Annotated in this window: 22 protein-coding genes and 1 pseudogene; 18 read left to right on the top strand and 5 right to left on the bottom strand. The window is 53.6% G+C overall.

Annotated elements, in window-relative coordinates; all coding sequences use genetic code 11:
- Positions 1-114 precede the first annotated feature (114 nt).
- The 7 genes and pseudogenes from M7R55_RS08085 to M7R55_RS08055 all read left to right on the top strand — a co-directional run bounded on the left by M7R55_RS08085 (position 115) and on the right by M7R55_RS08055 (position 6,901).
- Positions 115-1,236: a glycosyltransferase family 2 protein gene (locus M7R55_RS08085; protein ID WP_298219904.1), complete on the top strand. Its 1,122-nt coding sequence runs from the start codon at positions 115-117 to the stop codon at positions 1,234-1,236.
- Positions 1,237-1,265: 29 nt separating this feature from the next.
- On the top strand, positions 1,266-2,081 hold the full coding sequence (locus M7R55_RS08080) for a phosphatase PAP2 family protein (protein ID WP_298219903.1): 816 nt from the start codon (positions 1,266-1,268) through the stop codon (positions 2,079-2,081).
- A gap of 111 nt (positions 2,082-2,192) precedes the next feature.
- The gene (gene hemA, locus M7R55_RS08075) at positions 2,193-3,458 is read left to right on the top strand and encodes a glutamyl-tRNA reductase (RefSeq protein WP_298219902.1); all 1,266 of its coding nucleotides are present in this window, start codon (positions 2,193-2,195) and stop codon (positions 3,456-3,458) included.
- A 75-nt stretch (positions 3,459-3,533) separates the two neighbouring features.
- Positions 3,534-4,628: pseudogene (prfA, locus tag M7R55_RS08070) on the top strand (peptide chain release factor 1).
- 17 nt (positions 4,629-4,645) lie between these two features.
- Positions 4,646-5,506: a peptide chain release factor N(5)-glutamine methyltransferase gene (prmC, locus tag M7R55_RS08065; protein ID WP_298219901.1), complete on the top strand. Its 861-nt coding sequence runs from the start codon at positions 4,646-4,648 to the stop codon at positions 5,504-5,506.
- A gap of 161 nt (positions 5,507-5,667) precedes the next feature.
- Entirely contained in the window at positions 5,668-6,090 is a 423-nt protein-coding gene (locus M7R55_RS08060) for a hypothetical protein (protein ID WP_298219900.1), read from the top strand.
- A 37-nt stretch (positions 6,091-6,127) separates the two neighbouring features.
- A complete protein-coding gene (locus M7R55_RS08055; protein ID WP_298219899.1) occupies positions 6,128-6,901 on the top strand; it encodes a molybdopterin-synthase adenylyltransferase MoeB in 774 nt (257 codons plus the stop codon).
- Here M7R55_RS08055 and M7R55_RS08050 read toward each other — a convergent pair.
- Positions 6,894-7,937: a quinone-dependent dihydroorotate dehydrogenase gene (locus M7R55_RS08050; RefSeq protein WP_298219898.1), complete on the bottom strand. Its 1,044-nt coding sequence runs from the start codon at positions 7,935-7,937 to the stop codon at positions 6,894-6,896. The two genes, M7R55_RS08055 and M7R55_RS08050, sit on opposite strands and share 8 nt — an antisense overlap.
- Positions 7,938-8,134: 197 nt before the next feature.
- Here M7R55_RS08050 and M7R55_RS08045 point away from each other — a divergent pair, with 197 nt between their 5' ends.
- The 4 genes from M7R55_RS08045 to ccoS all read left to right on the top strand — a co-directional run bounded on the left by M7R55_RS08045 (position 8,135) and on the right by ccoS (position 11,125).
- On the top strand, positions 8,135-8,971 hold the full coding sequence (locus tag M7R55_RS08045) for a GNAT family N-acyltransferase (RefSeq protein ID WP_298219897.1): 837 nt from the start codon (positions 8,135-8,137) through the stop codon (positions 8,969-8,971).
- 176 nt (positions 8,972-9,147) lie between these two features.
- On the top strand, positions 9,148-9,465 hold the full coding sequence (locus M7R55_RS08040) for a hypothetical protein (protein ID WP_298219896.1): 318 nt from the start codon (positions 9,148-9,150) through the stop codon (positions 9,463-9,465).
- Positions 9,466-9,636: 171 nt separating this feature from the next.
- The gene (gene htpX, locus M7R55_RS08035; protein ID WP_298219895.1) at positions 9,637-10,566 is read left to right on the top strand and encodes a protease HtpX; all 930 of its coding nucleotides are present in this window, start codon (positions 9,637-9,639) and stop codon (positions 10,564-10,566) included.
- 343 nt (positions 10,567-10,909) lie between these two features.
- A complete protein-coding gene (ccoS, locus tag M7R55_RS08030; protein ID WP_298219894.1) occupies positions 10,910-11,125 on the top strand; it encodes a cbb3-type cytochrome oxidase assembly protein CcoS in 216 nt (71 codons plus the stop codon).
- Positions 11,126-11,194: 69 nt separating this feature from the next.
- Here the strand turns inward: ccoS and metG are convergent, their stop codons facing one another.
- Positions 11,195-13,252 carry a methionine--tRNA ligase gene (gene metG / locus M7R55_RS08025; RefSeq protein ID WP_298219893.1) on the bottom strand — a complete coding sequence of 686 codons (2,058 nt, stop codon included), beginning with the start codon at positions 13,250-13,252 and terminating at the stop codon, positions 11,195-11,197.
- A 187-nt stretch (positions 13,253-13,439) separates the two neighbouring features.
- Here metG and M7R55_RS08020 point away from each other — a divergent pair, with 187 nt between their 5' ends.
- The 3 genes from M7R55_RS08020 (at position 13,440) to M7R55_RS08010 (ending at position 16,297) form a co-directional block, all read left to right on the top strand.
- Entirely contained in the window at positions 13,440-14,381 is a 942-nt protein-coding gene (locus M7R55_RS08020) for a hypothetical protein (protein ID WP_298219892.1), read from the top strand.
- A 65-nt stretch (positions 14,382-14,446) separates the two neighbouring features.
- Entirely contained in the window at positions 14,447-15,457 is a 1,011-nt protein-coding gene (gene murB, locus M7R55_RS08015; protein WP_298219891.1) for a UDP-N-acetylmuramate dehydrogenase, read from the top strand.
- Between the two features lie 195 nt (positions 15,458-15,652).
- Positions 15,653-16,297 (top strand): peroxiredoxin, encoded by a 645-nt coding sequence (locus tag M7R55_RS08010; RefSeq protein ID WP_298219890.1) that lies wholly within the window; start codon positions 15,653-15,655, stop codon positions 16,295-16,297.
- A gap of 101 nt (positions 16,298-16,398) precedes the next feature.
- Here M7R55_RS08010 and M7R55_RS08005 read toward each other — a convergent pair whose 3' ends face one another.
- Positions 16,399-17,067 carry a thioredoxin fold domain-containing protein gene (locus M7R55_RS08005; RefSeq protein WP_298219889.1) on the bottom strand — a complete coding sequence of 223 codons (669 nt, stop codon included), beginning with the start codon at positions 17,065-17,067 and terminating at the stop codon, positions 16,399-16,401.
- A gap of 69 nt (positions 17,068-17,136) precedes the next feature.
- Complete coding sequence (locus M7R55_RS08000; protein ID WP_298219888.1) at positions 17,137-17,304, bottom strand: hypothetical protein; 168 nt, start codon at positions 17,302-17,304, stop codon at positions 17,137-17,139.
- Positions 17,305-17,361: 57 nt separating this feature from the next.
- Between M7R55_RS08000 and ettA the strand changes: the two genes are divergently transcribed.
- Both ettA and M7R55_RS07990 read left to right on the top strand, forming a co-directional pair.
- A complete protein-coding gene (gene ettA / locus M7R55_RS07995) occupies positions 17,362-19,026 on the top strand; it encodes an energy-dependent translational throttle protein EttA (RefSeq protein WP_298219887.1) in 1,665 nt (554 codons plus the stop codon).
- Between the two features lie 36 nt (positions 19,027-19,062).
- Positions 19,063-19,929: an HDOD domain-containing protein gene (locus tag M7R55_RS07990; RefSeq protein WP_298219886.1), complete on the top strand. Its 867-nt coding sequence runs from the start codon at positions 19,063-19,065 to the stop codon at positions 19,927-19,929.
- Here the strand turns inward: M7R55_RS07990 and M7R55_RS07985 are convergent.
- The gene (locus tag M7R55_RS07985) at positions 19,926-20,225 is read right to left on the bottom strand and encodes a hypothetical protein (protein WP_298219885.1); all 300 of its coding nucleotides are present in this window, start codon (positions 20,223-20,225) and stop codon (positions 19,926-19,928) included. The two genes, M7R55_RS07990 and M7R55_RS07985, sit on opposite strands and share 4 nt — an antisense overlap.
- A 96-nt stretch (positions 20,226-20,321) precedes the next feature.
- On the opposite strand from M7R55_RS07985, the gene M7R55_RS07980 reads away from it, so the two are divergent.
- Positions 20,322-20,906, top strand: coding sequence for an NUDIX domain-containing protein (locus M7R55_RS07980; protein ID WP_298219884.1), 585 nt, complete (start codon positions 20,322-20,324; stop codon positions 20,904-20,906).
- Positions 20,907-21,292: 386 nt separating this feature from the next.
- A complete protein-coding gene (gene acnB / locus M7R55_RS07975; protein ID WP_298219883.1) occupies positions 21,293-23,875 on the top strand; it encodes a bifunctional aconitate hydratase 2/2-methylisocitrate dehydratase in 2,583 nt (860 codons plus the stop codon).
- Positions 23,876-24,165 lie beyond the last annotated feature (290 nt).

Raw genomic sequence — 24,165 nt, 5'->3', positions numbered from 1 at the left:
GTAATGCTTTCCGATGGCGCATTTATGCCTGAAATGGCTTAAAATCAGCCACCTTTTGTTTCAGACACCACATTGTCGGGCCGTATTTAATGGTTTCGCTCAGGATATTTGCCCATGCCGCATCCAGAATCCCCTAAGTCTTCCGCTCCGATGAATTCAGAGCCGATAAACTCAGATGTGATGGGTTCGGTTCCAGTGGATTCGGCAACCTCGAAATCGCATCAATCCGCCAGTCTGTCTCTGGTGGTCCCCGTGTTCAATGAGCAGGAAAACATCGCCCCCTTGATAAAGCGAGTACATGAGGCCTTGGCCGACTACCCCGCACCTTGGGAATTGCTGCTGGTGGATGATGGTTCGAGTGATCGCACCGTGAAAATGATCGAGCAGGGCAGGGTGGCGTTCGGTTCGCATGTTCGACTGGTACCACTGGCACGCAACTTCGGCCAGACGGCGGCCATGCAGGCGGGTATCGACTTCGCCCGTGGCGAGGTGATCGCCACCCTGGATGGCGACCTACAAAACGATCCAATGGATATTCCACGCATGGTGGATCGTCTGCTGCGTGAAGATCTCGATCTGGTATCGGGCTGGCGCAAGAACCGGCAGGATAATCTCTGGCTGCGCAAGGTCCCCTCCAAAATTGCTAATCGACTGATTCGACGGATCACGGGCGTCTCGCTGCATGATTACGGTTGCAGCCTGAAAGTGTTTCGTGCAGAGATCATCAAGGGCGTGCGTCTGTACGGTGAGATGCATCGTTTTATCCCTGCCTGGCTGGCAACGCAAACCTCGCCCAGCCGGATTCAGGAGGAAGTGGTTGCGCATCATCCGCGTACGGCCGGTACGTCAAAATATGGTTTGTCGCGCACGTTCCGGGTCATTATCGATCTGATCTCGGTATATTTCTTCATGCGCTTTTCTGCCCGCCCCGCGCACTTTTTCGGGATGCTGGGCATGGGTTTCGGTACGCTTGGCAGCCTGATCCTTGCCTATCTTCTGGTGCTGAAAATAATGGGCGAGCAAATTGGTGATCGGCCGTTATTCATGGTCGGCATCATGCTGGTGTTGATTGCGGTTCAGATTCTGACCACGGGTGTGCTTTCGGAAATGCTTTCGCGCACGTATTACGAATCGAAGGAAGTGAAGTCCTATCATGTGCGCCCGTCGGCTCTGACTGAACTTGAGGACGCCAATTGGTGTCAATCGAAGTCACAACCTGATGAGCCTGCGCGATGAACCTGTCAAAACACCACGTGACTTCGAACATGAACTTTTCTCAATTGCCGGGTGTTCGTCTGGCCTGTGGTTTCGGCATGGCGGCATCGTTGGCCTTGATTCTTGTTGAGGCTGTACCGGGTGCGCGTATGGCCATTTTCCATGCGTTCAATAATCTGGGGCCTTTGGCACCTGGCTTCTGGTCGGGAATGACCGCTCTGGCCGACACCTATCTGGCTCTGGGCTTGTTGTTGCCGTTCATGCTCTGGCGTCCGCGCCTGGGTGCCTTGCTGCTGCTTTCTGCGCTTGTTGCGACCGCCATCACCCACTCGATAAAACCGATTCTTGATATACCCAGACCACCCGCCGTCCTGGCAGCTGATGCCATGCACTTGATCGGGCATCGGCTCGACCACGGCAGCTTTCCCTCTGGCCATGCCGTTACGGCGTTCACGCTGGCAGGATTGTTGATTGTCGGCCTACGTTTATCAGTCGGATGGTCTGTCGTGGTTCTGCTTGCGGCCGCTCTATTGGGCGTGTCTCGAATGGCCGTCGGCGTGCATTGGCCGACCGATGTGCTTGCGGGATCTGTAATTGGCCTGATCTCGGTCATGTTGGCGCAGCTTTGGTTGAATCGCTGGTCAAGTCTGAACCATGCGCGATGGCCGCTACCTGTGGGGATCGTTGTCACTGCGATCTGCGCACTGTCTTCGCCCTGGTTCAATGCCGGTTATCCCCTGGGTGAGTGGGCCAATTGGTCGGTTGCTGGTTTGGGCATTGTCGCACTGTTCTGGGCTTCGTTGCGCTACTGGCCGCAATACCGTAATCGGCAGCGCTTACCCTTGAATGACTTGGGTCGTAAATAATAAACCATGCAAATTTTTCCCGGTCATATTTCAGTGCTTACTTATATAATGGCTGGCTTGCTGTATCGTGCGGCTGCTCAATACGACTCCGACAGGCTATAATTCGCGTCTATGTCACTTATTGCGTTTGGTTTGAATCATAAAACGGCCCCGGTGGATGTGCGTGAGCGCATCGCCTTCGGGCCTGAGCGCATGTCTTCCGCGCTTGAGGGCCTGATTCATGGTTGTGGTGCGAAGGAAGCCGCGATCGTTTCTACCTGCAATCGGACCGAAATCTATACCCGTTCAGATTGCGTGCGGGAGAATCTGGTCGAGTGGCTGGCGGCGTTTCACCATTTGCCGCCGGAAGCCATCGCCCCTTATGTGTATGACCACCGCGATGAGCTCGCCATTCGCCACCTGATGCGCGTTGCCTGCGGTTTGGACTCCATGGTGCTGGGTGAGCCGCAAATTCTCGGCCAGATCAAGGATGCCTTCACCATCGCTCAAGATGCTCAGGCGTTGGGCCCCGTTCTAAGTCGGTTATTCCAGCACACCTTCTCGGTGGCAAAGCAGGTACGTACCGATACACAGATTGGCGCCAGCCCGGTGTCGGTAGCATTTGCGGCGGTGAGTCTCGCCAAGCGGATTTTCGGTGATCTTTCCCAAAAGACTGCCCTGCTGATTGGTGCAGGTGAAACAATCGAACTGTGTGCCCGTCATCTTCAGGGCAGTGGGCTCAAGCAGGTCATCGTTGCCAACCGCTCGATCGATCGCGCCCATCACCTGGCTGAACAATTTGGCGGGCTAGCCATCGGCCTCACCGACATCCCGGCGCATCTGCACAAGGCCGACGTGGTTATTTCCTCAACCGCCAGCCCGTTGCCCGTACTGGGTAAAGGGGCGGTAGAGCAGGCACTCAAGCAGCGTAAGCGCCGTCCGATCTTTATGGTCGACATTGCCGTTCCACGCGACATCGAGCCGCAGGTGAGCGATTTGCAGGATGTGTACCTGTATACGGTCGATGATCTCAAATCGGTTATCGATGAAGGTCAGAAATCTCGTGCAGCCGCAGCCGAACAGGCGGAAGAAATCATCACCCTGCAAGTCGGGCATTTCCTTGAATGGGTTCAGTTGCAGACGGGCGCGGAGCTGATCAAGTCCTACCGGCGCCAATCAGAGCAAACCCGGGATGATGTTCTGTTCAGAGCAAAGGCTTTGCTGGCGGCGGGCAAATCTCCTGAGGAAACCCTGGATTACCTGGCGCACACTTTGACCAACCGGCTCATTCATCATCCCACCGTCGTGCTGCGTGAAGCCTGTGCTACGGGTGATCTGACCGCCGTTCATGCGGTTCAGAACGTCCTCGGTCTGGGGGGGGATTCCCCCTCGTCTTAGCTGGGTCGTATTTTCGATTGTCATCCTTCTTCCCGCTTGTCGGGATCTTGTTCCTCCTCTCTTGTTGAATGCTCCATGCTGCCATCCGCTCTGTTGAATCGCTTATTCGCCCTGTCCGAACGGTATGACGAACTCAATGCGTTGTTGTCCGAACCGGAGGTAATCAACAATCAGGATCGATTCCGCAGCCTGTCGAAAGAGCATGCCCGTCTGCACGATCTCGTTGTGGTGCTCGATCGCTATCAGAAGGCGAAAGCCGATTTGCAGGCGGCCGAACAGATGAGCCGTGAATCTGACCGCGAGATGGCCGCGCTGGCCGTCGAAGAAATGAAGGAATTGCAGGCTGAAATCGAATCGCTGGATGAAGCGCTCAAAGTTCACCTGTTGCCGCATGATCCGGCCGATGATGGCGATGTCATCCTTGAAATTCGAGCCGGCACCGGGGGGGATGAAGCCGCCATCTTCGCGGGGGATTTGTTGCGCATGTATTTGAAGTACGCCGATGCCCAAGGCTGGCGCACCGAAATTCTTTCCGAACAACCGGGCTAGCATGGCGGATATCGCGAAGTCATCGCCCAAATCAGTGGCGATGGCGTGTATGCGGCATTGAAGTTCGAATCCGGCGCGCACCGCGTACAGCGTGTGCCGACCACGGAAACCCAGGGCCGTGTCCATACCTCCGCCGCGACGGTCGCCGTGATGCCGGTCGTGCCGGAATCGGAGGCCATCACGCTCGATCCTTCCACCCTGAGAATCGATACGTTTCGCGCCTCCGGGGCCGGTGGGCAGCACATCAATAAAACCGATTCGGCGATCCGCGTGACCCACCTGCCGACCGGTATGGTGGTGGAATGTCAGGACGAGCGATCTCAGCACAAAAATAAGGCCCGTGCTTTAAGTGTACTGGCCGCACGACTGGCAGATGCGGAGCGGCAGAAAGCCCACGCGGAACAAGCGGCCACGCGCAAGGCACTCGTGGGTTCGGGCGACCGTTCTGAACGTATTCGCACTTATAACTTCCCGCAGGGCCGCGTAACCGATCACCGCATCAACCTGACGCTCTATCAGCTCGATCGAGTACTGTTGGGTGATCTTGATCCCATCATTCACCCGTTGCGACAGACCGATCAGGCCGACCAACTGGCGGCGCTGGCTCAGGCCCCGCTCTGATTGATGATGTGGATCACATGACCCACGAACAGGGTATTCCACTCGCCAAATTGATCGACGAAGCACGGGGCTTGCTCGGCGGTGATGCCGATGCGATGGTCGATATCCGCAGTCTGGTGACACAATTGGCCGGTCTTGATCGAGCTCGTCAGTTGATGGAACCGGAGCGACTATTGCCGTCAGCAATGGCTGAACGGTTGCGGAGCGCGTTCGAGCGTCGTGCGGCTGGTGAACCTGTTGCCTATATCACGGGATTCAAGCCGTTTTGGCGCCATGAATTTCAGGTCACGCCCGCCACGTTGATTCCTCGCCCTGAAACCGAACACCTTCTGGAGTGGGCGCTGGAAAAAATCCCTTTAGAGCAGGCAGTGACGGTCGCGGATCTCGGTACCGGTTCCGGCGTGCTTGCCATCAGCCTGGCGTTTGAGCGACCACAGGCACAGGTTTTCGGTTGTGATCTGAGTTTCGAGGCATTACAGGTTGCACGTCAAAATGAACGGCGACTGTGTTACCAGTCGACCTTGCCGATCGGGTGGCTTCAGGGTTCCTGGTGCGGCATGTTTAAACAAGAAAGTTTGGACGTGATTGTCAGCAATCCACCATACATCCGCCTGGATGATCCTCATCTCAATGTCGGTGACCTGCGTTTTGAGCCACAGACTGCGTTGGTCGCGCAAGATGAGGGTATGGCCGATTACCGACAGATCATCGCTCAGGCAACAACCCGGTTGAAGCCAGGTGGCTGGATTCTGTTCGAGCATGGCTACGATCAGGCAAAGGCCGTGGCCGAGTGTCTGATTCAACATGGATTTGCATCTATTTCTCATCGAACCGATCTTGCCGGGCAGGAACGAAACACCGCTGCACAGCGGCGTTGATTTGAGGTTTACTTGCTGATTGATGCCAGTGCGGCGGGCACATAGCGTCATCTAAGATTGGTTTTAGGTCATTTGAAGGTCACAAAATGCCCAAATTGCGTTAATCTGATTCCATGAGTTCAGCGCACCCCCTAAAAATTTCCGGGGCGCAGGAGTGGATGATGGACAGTTCCGAACGAATCAAACATCGTGAGATCACCTTTCGCGGGCCTCATCACAACGGGGATCAGGCGGCGGGTGCCTGCGCATTTGCCGTTCACCTGGACGGAGTGCAGGATGCTCAACCCAAAAACCCTGCCTGCATGTGGGTTGAATATGACTTGCAAATGATCTGCCTCAAGGTTTTGCGGCGTCATCTGCAACTCGCGGGTTTTCATCTGGATGCTTCCCTTTTGAACAAGCTCAAAATCGCGCTCATCGAGTATTCAGAAGAAAATCAGCGCGAAGCCATGGGTCTGGGGAACTGCCCCATGCCCAATCAGGTATTCAGGCCAACAGCGGAGCAGATTTCCGCTTGCCAGCGCTTCTCGCGTCACCAAGGCTCAACTGAGCGTGGCGATGATCCCTGGCAGCATTACCTTTAAGCCCATCTCAATTCTGTTTAACCTTTTGTAATTATTAATGAACGACGAGCAATTACTGCGCTATAGCCGCCACATCATGCTGCCTGAAATCGACTATGAGGGGCAAGAGCGTCTGCGCGGATCTCGCGTCTTGATCGCAGGCTTGGGCGGTTTGGGTTCACCCGTAGCCTTGTATCTTGCGGCCGCGGGCGTGGGCCAGTTGGTGCTGGCCGATTTTGATACGGTTGATTTGAGCAATCTGCAGCGACAGGTCATTCACGACACCGCTGCTGTGGGCTTACTTAAGATTGATTCGGCTGCTCGGAGAATTGCCGCTATCAATCCGGATGTAAAACTTAGGCTTATTCACGACAAGCTTACAAATGAGAACCTGCCGGAATTGCTGGCCAATGTCGATCTGGTTTGTGACTGTTCGGATAATTTCGCACTGCGTTTTGCGCTCAATGCAGCCTGTGTCGATGCTCAAAAGCCGCTGGTTTCTGGTGCGGCGATCCGCATGGAAGGGCAGGTGACCTTGTTCGATACGCGACAGCCCGAGTCACCATGCTATCGCTGTTTGTATCAGGAAGAAGGGGAGGATGCGTTGCGTTGCAGTGAAACAGGTGTGCTTTCGCCGTTGGTCGGGATGATAGGCAGTTTGCAGGCCAGTGAAGCCATCAAGACGTTGGCAGGCTTTGGTGACACCCTGGTTGGACGACTCGCCCTGTTCGATCTCAAGCGGGCCGAATTCAGGACGATTCGGTACCGCCGTGATCCCGATTGCCCTGTTTGTAAAAATCGCTCCGCCCCTGCCCAATACTTAACTATTTAGAATTGCGGTCTCGATCCGCTGAAGCCAAAGCCTGTGCAATTTCCCGAATCAGCCCCGGCCCGCGATAAATGAAACCCGTATAAAGCTGCAGCAGGTCCGCTCCGGCCTCGATCTTCTCCAGCGCCGCAGCGGCGCTATCGATACCACCGACGCCAATAATGGGGAAATCTGCAGGCAGCGTGGCGCGAAGCTGGCGGATGACTTCGGTCGAGGCCTTGCGAACTGGCCGGCCACTCAATCCACCCGCCTCGTCGGCATGCGGTAGACCCGCCACCATGGCGCGATCGATGGTGGTGTTGGTGGCGATCACGCCATCCATGCCTTCATCAAGGAGAAGTCGGGCCATGGATTCGATTTCCTCATCGCTCAGATCGGGCGCGATTTTCACCACGATCGGGACTTGACGGTCGTTTTTCTGATCGAGTTCGTCCTTTTGTTTTTTCAATGCGGCGAGCAAGGGGCCGAATTGATCCGCAGCTTGCAACTGGCGCAAATTTTTTGTGTTCGGGGATGAAATATTGATCGTGACGTAGTCGGCGAAACGATGGACTTCTCTCAGTCCGATCAAATAGTCATCGAGCGCCCGCTCGATCGGGGTATCGAAATTCTTGCCGATGTTCAGGCCCAGAATGCCTTTGCTGGTTCGATTTTGAACATTGTCGAGAAAGGTTTTAAGGCCATCGTTGTTGAATCCCATGCGGTTGATCAGTGCCTCGGCATCGGGCAGCCGGAACAACCGTGGTCGCGGATTGCCGGGTTGGGCGCGTGGGGTGACGGTGCCGATTTCGATAAATCCGAACCCGAGGCATGAGAGGGCATCGATATGATCGCCGTTCTTGTCGAGCCCGGCCGCCAGACCGATTCGGTTAGGGAAGTTCAACCCCATAACATCCACCGGACTTGAGGGAACCTTTCCGCGCGCGTAGGTGCACCACGGTGTTTTGGCCGCCAGATCGAGCAGGGCAAATGTCAGTCGGTGGGCCGTTTCTGGTTCGAATCGGAACAGCAGGGCGCGAATCAATGGATAAAGATTCATAAGGGCGTGATCACTTGGCGTTGAAATGGCACCTAGTTTGCCGTGACCGTGTGCGGGGCGCAATCCGCCATCCGAAATCCTTCTCGCATATTCATTAAAATTTCACGTTCTTGTCAGCGATGCGAAATAAACCGAACACGCTAATGACATATCCGCTGATTAAGTTGCATTACATATCAATCTAGGTGTGGTGTGTCATGGATTTGGATTGCAACAAAGCGTCTTCAACCAAGGGGCCGAAAAACAAAGCTGACTCAGATCGCCGACTACAAGTCGAGTTGGCGCTGAACCAAGAGCAGATCGATGCCTGCTTTCGTCTGCGCTATCGGGTTTTTGTTGAAGAATTGGGTGCAAAAATCGACTGCGCCCTGCCATTGGGGCTGGAAAGCGATCATTTTGATGACTATTGCCACCACATGCTGGTGCGGGATTTGGATTCCGGTGAAGCGGTGGCGTGTACACGCATTCTTACGGATACTCAGGCTCAGGTTGCCGGAGGATACTATTCCGCCAGAGAGTTTGATCTCTCCCGCTTAAATGCTGTGGAAGGTCGTGTGATGGAAATCGGTCGAACCTGTGTCGACCCGGCTTATCGAAATGGCGCCACCATCGGCTGTCTTTGGTCTGGTCTGGCGCAATTCATGGAAAACAACCGGTTCATGTACCTGATGGGATGCGCGAGCATTCCTCTGGATGATGGTGGTATTCAGGCCAATCTCATCATGGATCAATTACGTGAACGGTATCTCACGCCGGAATCGTTACGGGTCAATTCTCTGCGTGCGCTTCCTCGTATGGAGCTTGACACGGCTTTGCTCGCGCAGGAAGTCCGCATGCCCCCTTTATTGAAAGCCTACCTTCGTCTTGGTGCACAGATCGGCGGTGAACCGTTCTGGGATAAAGATTTCAAAACGGCGGATGTATTCATCTGGTTGGCAAGGTCGAATCTTCAACGCCGTTATGTCCGGCATTTCGTTCAGCGAAAACAGGATGGTGGTGTGCCTGATTCGGTCAAACCACGTCAGGTGGCCTGAATCGCTGAAAGAGCCAGCTGTTTATCGATCTTCCGCAAGATGGCGCTAAACTGAGCCGCTATTCATAACAGAGCGGCCTTCCTATGGACGAAGAGCTGATTTTGCCGATTAAATCCAAAATAGATCCGCAATTCGAACGACAGTTGCGCTTGTTTTTACAGCGAGCGGAATCAAAAATGCCGAATGTCAGTGAAGCAGAACTTCTGCGCGCGGCGGCAGGGCGGCGCGAAGATCAGCGGTTGGTGGCCGAATATGTCATCGGCATGCTCTGGTTGAGCTGGCGTTTCGATCGCGCGAATCAAATGTTGGATTCCGCCTTGGCCGTTGCCTCGGCATATATGTCGAGCGCCAATTATCTGATCCTAATGCGAACGGTTTCCCTGCTGAAAACCCTTCCTCTGTTCCCCATGCCCAGACATGAGCGGCAAACACTGACTGATCTTCTGCAGGAGGCTCGATTGGTCGTCTATCTGAAAACCGGGCGACTGTCTTGAGACCATCGGAGCACTTACTCCTACGCCTCCAGATGTTATGCCAGGAGATGATATGCAAAGCTACTTGAAAAAAATCAAATGAACCAAACTTTAAGCTAGAGTGTTGATCTCACGCATCAGACTCTGAATGAGTCGGACCTGCTTAAACTTTTTGGAGAACGAGTTCCTGCCATGAAACGAATTATTCTGTTTTTACTGACCAACCTGGCTGTCATGGTGATCCTGTCTGTCGCCTGGTTTGTCATCTCCAAGGTGTTCGGCCTTGGCGTGACAATGGATAAGACTGGCATCAATTATGGCTCCACACTTGTACTGGCTGCTGTATTCGGCTTCGGTGGTTCCCTGATTTCGCTGATGATGTCCAAATGGATGGCCAAACGCAGCGTGGGTGCCGAAGTGATCGAACAGCCCCGAAACGAGGCCGAACGCTGGTTGCTGCAAACCGTTGAGCGCCAGGCCAAGATGGCTGGCATCGGCATGCCGGAAGTCGCCATCTATGACTCACCGGAAATCAATGCATTCGCCACGGGCGCGAGCAGAAACAATGCGTTGGTCGCTGTTTCGACTGGCTTGCTTGCCAATATGACTCGAGACGAGGCCGAAGCCGTATTGGGCCATGAGATTGGTCACGTGGCCAATGGCGACATGATTACTTTGACCCTCATTCAAGGTGTGGTGAATACGTTCGTTATCTTCTTTGCGCGTATCGTCGGTTATTTTGTCGATCGCGTTCTGCTCAAAAATCAGGGCGATGGGCCGGGTATCGGCTTTTATGTGACCACGATCGTTGCTGAAATTATCTTCGGGATTTTGGCCAGCATCATCGTGATGTGGTTCTCGCGCCAGCGAGAGTTCCGTGCAGACGAAGCAGGAGCCCGCTTTGCCGGTCGTCAGAAGATGATTGCGGCATTGGAGCGGTTGAAGTTGAATTACGACATGCCAGCACAGTTGCCAGCTCAGATGACTGCGTTCGGCATTTCAGGGCACAATGGTTCTTTCGGTCGTTTGTTCATGTCTCATCCCCCCCTTGATGAGCGCATTGAGGCCTTGCGTCACGGGCAATCCTCTGGCTTTGGTGCGCGTGCCGGCACGGTGCAGTAATACCCGGTGACGACCTTGCGTTAATCCCCGGTCGTCTCAACGGCTACTTAGGGGAGGTCTGCACAAATGCAGACCTCCCCGAGCAGGGCATGGAGGCCCTGCCGCACAATGACGTAAGTCATTGAAATGCGGAGCACAAGACGGGCGTGTACCGGCTTGTGCGTGTCTGAACGAAGCCATGGATGGATTCGTGCAGAGATTCCTTAGGTTAAAGCCTGCTTATTGCAGGCTTTTTGTTTTCCTGATGCGGAACTTGTCTTTTTGGCGTAGGCTCGAAGTAAATAGCAGGTGAGGGCTCGGCTCAAAGCCGAGAACGGCCGTGAACGTGTTCAGAGGTTTTAAGATGACTGTTTTATATTTATTCGTACCAATCAGCATGGTGATTGCCGGGATCTTGGTTTGGGCGGCTTTTTGGGCGATCAAGAATAACCAATACGAAGATTTGGAAGGCCCCGCTCACCGTATCCTGATGGATGACGATGATCCTCGCATCCCGACACATCATCATTCAAACGAGGATGCCCAGTCGGAATCGAAGCCAGATAAAAGCAAGAATTAGCGGTTTTGCTCTTTCCAAAAAAAAACCGCCAATTGGCGGTTTTTTGTCAGCCGATTACGGCGTTACAACCTACTTAACACGAATGCCTGCGGTGGCGCCTTCGTCGGGTGACAAGATGAACAGTCCGCCTTTGCCGTCGCCCGCGGCCAGTACCATGCCTTCCGACAGACCGAATTTCATCTGGCGGGGTTTGAGGTTGGCAACCATGACGGTATGGCGGCCAACGAGGGTGGCCGGATCATAGGCCGACTTGATGCCGGCGAAGACTTGCCGGGTTTCGCCTTCGCCAATATCAAGTGTTAAGCGCAACAATTTCGCGGCACCTTCTACATGCTCTGCATTAACTATGCGTGCCACACGTAAATCCACGGCTGCGAATTGATCGATGGTGATTTCTTCTGCAATCGGTTCGATTTCGGCACTTGGGGTTTTTTCTTCCAGGGTTGGTGCAGGGTTGGCTTGATTCATGGCTTGGGCCTCTTCTTGTGTTGCTTTGAGCAGGGCATCCGTCGCGGTTTGTTCGATACGCGTCATCAGCGGTTCAAAGGCGTTGATCTTGTGTCCAACCATCGGGCGCGCAAGATCGGTCCAACGGAATTCAGGCAGATTCAGGAATTGGGCCGCCTTGGCACTCATGGCCGGCAGGACGGGCGTGAGGTAGGTCATCAAGATGCGGAAGGCATTCAAGCCATCGGTACAGACACCTTGAACGGCGGCGAGTGTTTCGGGCGACTTGGCCATGGCCCAAGGTTTTTGTTCATCGATGTATTGATTCACGAGGTCAGCCAAAGCCATGATCTCACGCATGGCTTGACCGGTTTCACGGCGCTCGTAGCGTGTCTTGATGGATTCGGCGGCGGCCACGAGTTGTTCGTGGAGCACGCTGTGGGCGAGTTCGGCACTCAACTCACTATTGAACTGCTTGTGAATGAAACCGGCGCAACGGCTGGCAATATTGACGACCTTGCCGACCAAATCCGAGTTGACGCGCAGACGGAAATCGTCGAGCGACAAATCGATGTCGTCAATACTGCTGCTGAGTTTGGCCGCGAAGTAGTAGCGCAATGCCTGTGGGTCGAGGTGGTCGAGGTAGGTGCGGGCCTGGATGAACGTGCCGCGCGACTTGCTCATTTTCTCGCCGTTGAGGGTTAAAAAGCCATGCGCATACACCGCTGTCGGCGTACGCAATCCGGCGCCCATGAGCATGGCGGGCCAGAACAGCGTGTGGAAGTAGGCGATATCCTTGCCGATGAAATGGATCAGCTCGGTTTGGGCGTTTTCACCCCAATACGTGTCGAAATCAAGCCCTGTCGATTCTGCCAGTTTAAGGAAGGCCCCGATATAGCCGATGGGCGCATCCAGCCACACATAAAAGAATTTGCCGGGTGCGCCGGGAATTTCAAAACCGAAATAGGGTGCATCGCGTGAAATATCCCAGGCCTGCAGGCCGCTATCGAACCATTCCTGTAACTTGGCGCGGATGGCGGGCTGTACCCGATCCTCGCTCAGCCATTGTTTGAGCTGGTCTTCCATTTTCGGAAGGTCGAAGAAATAGTGTTCGGAATCACGTTCAACGGGTGTCGCACCGGAAAGCACCGAGCGCGGGTTCTTCAGGTCGGTCGGGCTGTAGGTGGCACCGCATTTTTCGCAGTTGTCACCGTATTGATCGGCTGCGCCGCACTTGGGGCATTCACCCTTGATGAATCGGTCGGGCAGGAACATTTGCTTTTCCGGATCATAGGCTTGCTTGATGGTTTTACGACTGATCAAGCCACGAGCGTCGAGCCGCTTGAATATCTCACTGGCCATGCGCCGGTTTTCTTCGGAATGCGTGCTGTGAAATATGTCGAAGCCAATCATGAAATCAGCAAAATCGGCCTTGTGGCTATTGCCTATGCGCGTAATGAGTTCTTCGGGCGTAATGCCTTCCTGTTGCGCCTTGAGCATGATGGGCGTGCCATGCGTATCGTCCGCGCACAGATAGCGGCATTCATTGCCGAACAGCTTTTGTGCACGCACCCAGATATCCGTCTGGATGGTTTCGATGATGTGCCCCAGATGAAGGGGGCCATTGGCATAGGGCAGGGCAGATGTCACCAGAATGCGACGAGGGGCTTGAAGTGTCATAAAACGCAAAAGTTCCGAGATAAAAGTCTAGGATAAATGACGAGGATAAATGTCTAGGAAAACCGGGCCGCGAAGTTTAGCATGAGGACTCGATAAAAGGCCGTTGTGGCGATGTGAAAGGTGATGGATGGATTCCACTGCAAAACCCGTACTCAGCATTCGGCCCGTGATGGACGGTGTTTGAAGGATGCATATTTTAGTTTGTTTAGATTCCGATCCCCTGCGTAGTTTGCCCGTTTGGGCCGCGTTTACTGACGCGCAAGATGCAATTCCGGGTTTGAAGATTACGGTCGCCGGTACGCCTGAGATCATTCGGTGCATCAAGGCGCACCCGGCCGTAACCGGTAAAGTGGTGATTGACGAGAAGGGGTTCTCGCTGCCGCGTTGGCATCCTTCTGGTTGGTCGGCACGGCGTGAGGCCAGGTCGGCCAGTGCTGCTTTGCTCACCGCGCCGGATGTCGTTATTGACCCGTTCGGCACGTCACAAACACGCGCATTCACACGCCTTGTGAATTGGCGTCGGGTTGGTATCGCCGATCTATCGCAACCCCGTCGAGACAACGATTATTCGTCGGTTTTCCCGCTTCCGTCCGAGCTCCACCCGCTCCAGGCCGTACGGGTTTTGTTCGCAGCCGCATTGAACTACTCCCTCCATGACCTTGCGCCCAACTACGGTTTGTTGACCTCCCCCGTTGAAGCAGATCAGTCCGCAGGCAATACAGAGGCTGATTTGATTGTCGACGTGAGTTCACTGCCCTGGGATGCACAATCATTTCAGCAATTCAGGAATCGAATTGCTAAGACCCCGTTGCGAGTAACCTATCTTGAAGAAGAGCATGCGCTTAACCCGGCTCAGCGATTGCTGAAACACTGGCCAACGATTTTGACGGCGCACTATATCCTGACCGGGTTGAATGCCAGTGCGTGGCTCGCTGCCGCGCTGGGCCGACCGGGGTTGTGTTTGTGTCCCGCTGATGCGGCCAGAAGCATGGGCGTTATCTCGACCCGTTGGGCAGATCAACAGATGATCAATTTGGATCACCCGCCATTCAATCAGCCCAATATCGTTGTCGAATCCATTATTCAGGTGCTGCAACGCCAAGCCACCGCTGTTACCGATGCGAAATGAGTATATAGGGTTTTTTTGTGAATTCGGGATTTGATCTTTTTAACAATGAACCCATTGGTAACACCATGCGGGTTGACGCTAGTGCGGATCGATTCTTACAAATCGACCATATCGAGCGCGCCTTGGCTAATCCCCGGTTGCGTGAGGAATGGCTCGCCGATCCACAAACGCTGGTCGTAGGCGGGGGCAGCAACATCCTGTTTGTCACGGAACGCATCGGTAAAGTAGTTGGTATCAAAGCGGCTGATCATGGTTTCGTTGATGAGGGGGAGACGATATTGGCGTTCGCCGAAGCGGGACTGGGCCTTGATGATTGGGTTCGTCTGACCACGGCTCAGGGCTTGTATGGGCTTGAGCGTCTTGCAGAAATTCCGGGGACGGTTGGCGCCGCGCCGATACAGAACGTCGGCGCCTACGGTATGCAGTTGTGCGATGTGCTTGATTCTGTCGAGCTATGGGATCGCCAGAAACAGGTACTACTTCACTGGACGGCCGAACAATGCCAATTAAGCTATCGCAACAGCCGGTTCAAGTCGGAACCGAATCGATGGTTGGTCCTGCGTGTGTGGGTTCGTTTGCACAAAAAGCCACCTGCAGATTGGCCGAATTTTTCTTATCCCGGTCTGGCCGATGAGGCCGATGCGTATTTGATGACGAAAAAATCCCCCATGTCCGCACTTGCTGCGAGTGATATGGCCGAAATCGTGACCCGAGTACGACGAAAAAAACTCCCTGATTGGCGCCAACTGCTCCCCGGAAGTTTGGGGAGTTTTTTTCATAATCCCATTGTATCTCTGCAGCACGCAAACAAGCTGAAGGCCAATTGGCCTGATGTACCGCTCTACGCACTGGATGATCCCGATTCCGTCAAGCTTTCCGCCGGATGGCTGATTGAACAAGCAGGATGGCGAGGGCGCATATTTGGTGCTGCCGGTGTTTACGATCGTCATGCTTTGGTACTGATTAATCGGGGTGGCGCCGATGGGAAGGAAATTCTGCAACTGGCCGAAGCGATCGAAGCGGATGTCTGGAGGCATTTCGCCGTACAAATAAAAACGGAACCAATGATCGTGTAATCACGCTGAAAGATCGCTATGGTTTAATCGATAAATGCGGAAAGATAGTCAGCATCTATCGAATCGATAGGAATATTTCATTTTATTTATCTATCATGTATTGGTAAATTTAATTCCACAGCACGGCTGTAGAACGATGCCTTCAGGCAAATGAATCGTTTGATCCAATGTATAGACCAACCAGGAGAATTGACCATGAGTGATGATTCCATTTCATTGCCCCGTTTGAATGAACGCGCACCCGAGTTTGACGCACCCACAACCCACGGCCGTAAAACACTGAAAGACTACGAAGGCAAATGGCTGGTTCTGTTTTCGCACCCTGCGGATTTCACCCCGGTATGTTCTACGGAGTTTATGGCATTTGCCAAGGCGCATCCCGATTTTCAGGCCATCAATTGCGATCTGTTGGGCTTATCAATCGATAGCAACTACTCCCATATTGCCTGGGAACGCAATATCAAAGAGAAGTTTGGCGTGGAAATTACCTTCCCGATTATTGCCGATCTCTCGATGAACGTCGCAAGCATGTTCGGTATGGTGCATCCAGGCGCTTCGGATACTCAAGCGGTTCGTGCCACGTTTGTGATCGATCCGGAAGGCGTTTTGCGTGCCATGCTTTACTACCCGATGAGTAACGGTCGTTCGATTCCGGAAATTCTTCGTCTGGTGAAAGCGCTGCAAACCTCTACCAAGTACGGCGTTGCCACACCAGAAGGCTGGCAGCCAGGTGACAAGGTCATCGTGCCACCACCGGCAACGGCCCAAGAAGCCGAAGCGCGTATGAATAGCGGTGAATACGAATGTGTTGACTGGTACTTCTGCAAGAAGTCACTTTGATCTCATTCATGAATGAAGTGTCACATCACGTAATGTGACATAACGTAAAAAAGCCCGATCAATTCGGGCTTTCTTTTTTGAAGTAACTGAAATGAATTCAACTATTTATTCTGCTGACCTTTGATTGGTTGCCCGCCACCAAAGCTGCCGGCTACCGCATGCGCTAGAATTTCCCTTAACTGTGCCTCAGAGCGCTGACCTGAAAAATAAAAGGGTTTGCCATCATCGGCCTGAAAGACCACCACGGGGATGCCGTACAAATTCTGTCCCTGCAAAATCGAAAGGTTTTCATCCAGGATTGTTTGCGATGCTGCGTCCACGTGCTTGGCCGGTGGGATGCCGCCACCGGTATCCGAATTGAGAAAACCATAATTCCTCTCATTCGTCATAAAAGCCTTCAGCGGATCGGGTGCCTGAATGATGGCTGCCGCCTTGGCCGTCGAATTGCTGCCTAGCATGCCCAATGGTATCCAGCGAAATTGCAGATCGGGCATTTCTTTGCGAATCTTCATCAACGAATCGAACACATGATGACAGTAGGGGCAGTTCGGATCGAAAAACAGATAGACGATTTTTGACCCGTTGCCATCCCGAATCCAGCTGGAATCGACAAGATCTTTCATCAGATTTTGGGCGACCACTCGATCTTGCGCTGCTGTTGGCGTCTGTGCATACACCGGCGCATGAAAAAGGAAAAGTGTTAAAAGCACACTGGCCCAGAACGGGATCAGTCGCTGTAGGTTGCCTCGGCGAAGATGAAGATCGAACATGAGATCGGACTCTGATTTAGTTGCCTGGCTATCTATTTTAGACGTTAAGAACCCATTGCGTTCCTTGCATCAGGGTTTTTTGCTCAAATCGAGTTCGTCGTCATCCAGATTAGGGAGCTTGGGTGGTGTGGCTGCCAGAACGGGAGTAAAAGCCAGCCCGGTAATCAGCAGAATAAGAAGCCCCCAAAGGGTGGATGCATGCTTACTGATGGGCGGGCTTGTCGGTGGTACTGGCATCCTTACCTAGATCTGATTGATAATACCCGTACTTTTACTCTCAAAACCCAAGGTCGTATGGCGCAATATATCTTCACCATGAATGGGGTCGGCAAACTCGTCCCTCCGAAAAAATTTATTCTCAAAGACATTTACCTCAATTTCTTCCCTGGCGCAAAAATTGGCGTATTGGGTTACAACGGTGCGGGTAAGTCTACTCTGCTGCGCATCATGGCCGGTGTCGACAAGGACATCATTGGTGAAGCACGTCCTCAACCCGGTATTCAAATTGGCTATCTCAAGCAGGAGCCTGATCTCGACCCGGCCAAGGACGTGCGCGGCAATGTCATGGACGGCGCGGGTGAAACAGCACGTTTGCTTGAACGCTTCAATGAGATAAGCAATGAGTTTGCCAACCCGGATGCCGATTTTGATGCATTGCTGGCTGAACAGGCTGAGTTGCAGGATAAAATCGATGCAGCAGGCGGTTGGGATCTCGATCGCAAGCTCGAAATCGCTGCCGATGCGCTGCGTCTACCGCCTTGGGATGCGGATGTCACCAAACTCTCCGGCGGTGAACGCCGTCGTGTGGCGCTCTGCCGTTTGCTGCTTTCCAACCCGGATATGCTGATTCTTGATGAACCAACCAACCACCTGGATGCGGAATCCGTTGCCTGGCTTGAGCGTTTTCTGCAGGAGTTCAACGGGACCGTGGTGGCCGTGACCCATGATCGATACTTCCTTGACAATGTGGCCGGCTGGATTCTCGAACTCGACCGTGGTCAGGGCATCCCGTTCGAGGGGAATTACTCCGAGTGGCTCGACAGCAAGGAAAAGCGTCTGGCACAGGAAGAGAAAACAGAATCGGCCAAGCGCAAGGCTATGGAGCAGGAACTGGAGTGGGTCCGGCAGAATCCCAAGGGGCGTCAGGCCAAATCCAAGGCACGTCTGGCCCGGTTCGAGGAGCTCCAATCAGAAGAATTCCAGAAGCGTTCGGAAACCAACGAAATTTACATTCCACCAGGACCTCGCCTAGGCGACAAGGTGATCGACGTCACCAATCTGTCCAAACAGTTCGGTGACCGTGTGTTGTATCAAGGTTTGTCGTTCTCCGTGCCCAAAGGTGGGATCGTCGGGATCATCGGCCCCAATGGCGTGGGTAAATCGACCTTGTTCAAGATGCTGATTGGTGAGGAGAAACCGGACGCCGGTGAAATCTCCATCGGCGAATCGGTACAGATCTCCTATGTGGCGCAGGGTCGCGACGATCTGGAAAATAACAAGACCGTCTGGGAAGAGATTTCCGGCGGTTACGACAACATCACGGTCGGCAAATACGAGATGCCTTCGCGCGCCTATCTTGGCCGCTTCAACTTCAAGGGGCAGGATCAGCAGAAGTTCATGAAGGATTTGTCCGGCGGTGAGCGCAATCGCGTGCATCTGGCCAAGTTGCTCAAGTCCGGCGGAAACGTGCTGCTGCTCGATGAACCGACAAACGACCTCGATATCGAAACCCTGCGGGCGTTGGAGCAGGCGATTCTTGATTTTCCGGGCACCGCGTTGGTCATTTCGCATGACCGCTGGTTCCTTGACCGAATCGCAACACAAATTCTCGCCTTCGAGGACGATGGCTCCGTGGTGTTCTTCCAGGGGAACTTCCAGGATTACGAAGCGGATCGGCACAAGCGGTTGGGCTCGGATGCCGATCAACCCAAACGGATCAAATACACTCGATTGGCTTGAGTGTTTTCATGTTCTGACGAAACAAGTCAGCAATGAATGACCGTTTACTGGTGTGCTTGTGCCGCCAGTTATAACAAGGAGCTTGAAATGGTTAATCCTGCTTTGGAACAGGCCATCATCAATAAAATCATGGAGAAGGGCATTGCGCTTCCTGTACTGCCTGATGTCGCAATCCGTTCACGGCGTGTGGCGGAGCAACCGGACAGCACGATTCAGGATCTGGTGGATGTGGTCGCACAGGATCCAGCCATTGCCGCACGCCTGATCCAAGTTGCCAATAGTGCAATGTACTGTGGTGTAGAGAAGATTAACTGCTTGCACCAGGTGATTACGCGTCTTGGTATGCGCACAGTCAGCCAGTTAATTGTATCGCTGTCTAGACAGCATCTTTTTAAAGCGAATCATCCCGTGGTCAAGAAGGCGATGCAGGAGCATAGGTCCTTTTCAGCCCAGATTGCGGCGTTAGCCCACCGTATTGCCAGGGAGTACACCATGCTCGATGTCGACCAGGCGTTGTTGGCTGGATTGCTCCACGGCGTAGGGGGGATTCCGGTGATTGTGGTGGCTGAAGATATTCCAAAGTTACAGGAGGCCCCGGCTCTGTTAAACGAATTGGTGATGAGCCTGCAACCTCGGCTAGGTGCCAAGATCGTTCAGGCTTGGGATTTTCCGCCGATGTATGAAGACGTGGTGCGGGAAGCGAATAACCTCAACTATACACACGCGGGTTCGGCCAATCATGCCGACGTGGTTATCACGGCAATCGCGCAGGCAAAAGGCTTGACCGCAACACCGGATGGCAAGCCCATTCCTGCCGCTGAAAAACTGGGTCTCGATTTGAGCGTGAGTTTGATTGACCAGGAAATTTATGATGAAATTCGTGCACTTAGTGCGGGTTTCTAATCTCTGTTATTAAGAAATTCATGCGCCTTGACTGCGAGATCAGGATGGAGTTGTCTTTGTAAATCCGGATGCAGGGCGTTTCCGGATTTGCTGAACAGGCTCACGGTCCAGCTTGGTACGCTGGTTTCTTGAGGTCTTCCCAGATGATCGAGACGAATTTCTTCAGGCGCTTCGGGGCTACTCATCACCAGTGAAGGGGGGTCTTCCAGAATATCAATCACCGTTCCGCGGCGGCGGTCAATAGTCAGCGTGCTGCCGATCAGGGGTTCCAGTAGTTGAATCAAGGATGGGGACATGGGGTACCTTCTGCTTTTCCCGTTTGGCCGTAATAGTCCTATGAACTTCGGGTAGCATAGACTGCACGGTCACATCATTAACCAATCAGGATGAAGATGCAGTACGAATTACTGAATATAGAACCTTTGTACCGTGGTTTTTTCGAGTTGAACCGCTATCTGCTTCGCTTCGAGCGCTATGACGGTAGCTGGTCGCCACAAATCAGTCGGGAGATGTTCGAGCGTGGCCACGCTGTGGCCGTTCTGCCCTTTGTTTCCAAACGACGCGAAGTCGTGATGATCGAGCAGTTTCGGCCCGGTGCGTTCGAAGCACCGGGCGGGCCATGGCTGACTGAAATTGTGGCAGGCATGATCGAGCCGAACGAATCAGTAGAGTCTGTTGCCCGACGTGAAATGAAAGAGGAGTCGGGGCTCGAACCCGTGCGTCTGATACCGATCACGCGCTATTGGGTGAGTCCCGGTGGAACGACGGAAAGCATCTATTTGTTTCTTGCCCTGATCGATACAGCCCCGACCGATACGTTTTTTGGTCTACCGGAAGAGCACGAGGACATCAAGCTGCATACCATGACACTGGATGAAGCCTTGGCCCGTATCGATTCCGGCATCATCTGTTCAGCAGCCCCGATCATTGCCCTGCAATGGCTCGATCGACATCTGTCGCGATTTTGTGACGATTAGAACGTGCTTATTTTTGACGCACAAATTTCACTCATAGGTTAAAAATTTGTTAAATATATGTTTATTAATATTTTTTTTATCCTCATGTTGAGGCGGTTATGCTTGAAAATTGTGCAAAAGTTGTGTTTTGTCCCGGATGCCGTGATTGATTTGCGCCTATCGAGATAAAACCAGACAATCAAACACATTGAACAGGATGCCCGGATGAAAGCCGTAAATGCTGCATTGCCGCTCAATGACGTAAGTCATTGAAATGCGGAGCACGGAACGGGTATGAACGCGGAGCTGGCGTAAGCCCGCGATGCCATGGATGGATTCGTGCAGAGATTCCCAAAGGCTCCCGTATGATCACAGCAATTAAGAATTTTGAATTTGAGGAAACCGTCATGCTTGAAGTCTATCGCAGCCATCAACAAGAACGAGAACAGCAGGGGATTCCACCCAAAGCGCTAACGGTCGAGCAGACGGCCAGCCTGATCGAGCTGATCAAAAATCCACCGGCTGGGGAGGATATAGCGTTCCTGTTGCACCTGTTGACCGAGTGCGTGCCACCGGGGGTCGATCAGGCCGCCTATGTGAAGGCCGCCTTTTTGGCCGATGTCGCGAATGGCAAAGCCAGTTCCCCCCTGATTGATCGGGTGCAAGCGGTCAAATGGCTCGGTACCATGATCGGTGGTTACAACATTGATCCACTCGTGGCGATGCTCGACGATGATGTGGTGGGTGACGCGGCGGCGGAGGCGCTCAAAGGCACCGTATTGATCTACGATGCCTTCCGTGATGTGGAAGACAAAATGCGGGCGGGGAATACCCGCGCCAAAGCCGTGATTGAATCCTGGGCGGCCGCCGAGTGGTTCCTGAACAAACCCGCACTGGCCGAAGAAATCACCGTCACGGTGTTCAAGGTGCCGGGCGAAACCAACACCGACGACCTCTCGCCCGCGCAAGATGCCTGGAGCCGTCCGGATATACCTTTGCATGCCTTAGCTATGTTGGTAAGCAAAATGCCTGATGGCCTGAAAACCATCGAAACACTGAAGGAGAAGGGCCACCCAGTTGCTTATGTGGGGGATGTGGTCGGCACAGGCTCCTCGCGCAAATCAGCTATCAACTCCGTGCAATGGGCGATGGGACGCGATATCCCGCACGTGCCCAACAAGCGCACCGGCGGCGTGATTCTGGGCAGTAAGATCGCGCCGATTTTCTTCAATACGGCTGAAGATTCAGGTGCACTGCCCATCGAGGTGAATGTTGACCAGCTTGAAACAGGCGATGTCATCACTATTCGCCCGTATGAGGGTGAGCTATTGAAAAATGGCAAGGTCATTGAAACCCTTGAACTCAAGCCCACTACACTTCCTGATGAAGTCCGTGCCGGAGGCCGGATCATGTTGATCATTGGTCGCGCATTGACCGATCGTGCGCGAGCCGCCTTGAACCTGCCCTCGTTCGACGTGTTCCGCCGCCCGATTCAACCCAAGGACACTGGCAAGGGATTCACCCTGGCCCAGAAAATGGTCGGCCGGGCCTGTGGGGTTGTGGGTGTGCGCCCTGGCACCTATTGCGAGCCGCGCATGGCGACCGTGGGTAGTCAGGACACTACCGGCGCCATGACCCGCGATGAGCTCAAAGAACTGGCCTGCCTCGGCTTCTCCGCCGATCTCGTCATGCAGTCGTTCTGCCACACCGCAGCCTATCCGAAGCCGGTCGATATCGCGTTGCAGCACGAACTGCCGCAATTCATCAGCACCCGCGGCGGCGTTTCCCTGCGCCCCGGCGATGGCGTTATTCATAGCTGGCTCAACCGTATGATTCTGCCGGATACCGTTGGCACCGGCGGCGATTCGCACACCCGTTTCCCCATCGGTATTTCCTTCCCTGCCGGATCGGGGCTGGTGGCTTTTGCTGCCGCCTTGGGCGTCATGCCACTGGATATGCCCGAATCCGTTCTGGTTCGTTTCAAGGGTGAAATGCAGCCGGGCATCACTCTGCGCGATTTGGTGAATGCGATTCCCTATGTCGCCATTCAGCGCGGTTTGATGACGGTGGAAAAGAAAGGCAAGAAGAATGTCTTCAATGGCCGCGTGCTGGAAATCGAAGGCCTGCCGAATCTCAAGGTCGAGCAAGCGTTCGAATTCGCCGATGCCTCTGCCGAGCGCTCGGCCAATGGCTGCACCGTTCGTCTCGCAAAAGAGCCAATTATCGAGTTTTTGGCTAGTAACATCACCCTGTTGCAATGGATGATCGCCAGCGGATACGAAGACAAGCGCACGCTCGCGCGTCGTATCGAAGCGATGGAGCAGTGGCTTGCTCACCCTGAGTTGCTCGAACCTGATGCCGATGCCGAATACGCCGAAATCATCGAAATCGATCTGGCTACCATCACCGAACCCTTGCTGGCCTGTCCGAATGACCCGGATGACATCAAGCCATTGTCTGAAGTGCAAGGCACCCACATCGATGAAGTCTTTATCGGTTCCTGCATGACCAATATCGGCCACTACCGTGCGGCCGGAAAAGTGCTGGAAGCCAATGGCGCTTCGGTACCTACCCGTTTGTGGATTGCACCGCCCACCCGCATGGATGAGCACCAGCTCACCGAAGAAGGCTATTACAGTATTTTTGGTAAAGCCGGTGCGCGTGTCGAAATGCCGGGTTGCTCCCTGTGCATGGGCAACCAGGCCCGCGTTGCCAATGGTGCGACCGTTGTCTCCACTTCAACACGCAACTTCCCGAACCGCATGGGTAAAGACGCCAATGTCTATCTCGCCTCGGCCGAGTTATCAGCGGTGTCCGCCTTGCTGGGCCGCCTGCCGACCAACGAGGAATATCAGGCACAGGTCGCCGGGCTCAAACCCTTGGCCGACGATATTTATCGTTATCTCAATTTCAACGAGATTGCGGAGTATCAGAAAGAAGCAGTCAAAGGCCTGCAGATGATTCAGGATATTCCGGTTTTGATTGTTTAAGAAATTAGTTCAACTTGACAAACAGTCCTGATCAATCTGTTCAGGCTGTTTTTTATCAGCATCCAACGCTTTTAGGTCAATACACTCATCAGAGACTCTACACTCAAGCCTTATACCTTATGCTGAGGCATATAAAAGCCACATCCGATAAAACGGGCGCTGCATCATTAAACCCCCGTCCAAGCCTTGATAAGGTGGCAGGATAAATGCCCGGATTTATTTGTTTCTAGCCTTAATTATCAGACGGGTTTTGATAATTAATGAGCGGGTGTGTTATAGAGGGGCAAGGT

Source organism: Halothiobacillus sp., from assembly GCF_027346185.1.
Lineage (GTDB): Bacteria > Pseudomonadota > Gammaproteobacteria > Halothiobacillales > Halothiobacillaceae > Halothiobacillus.
This window is presented reverse-complemented; position numbering and strand designations above follow the sequence as displayed.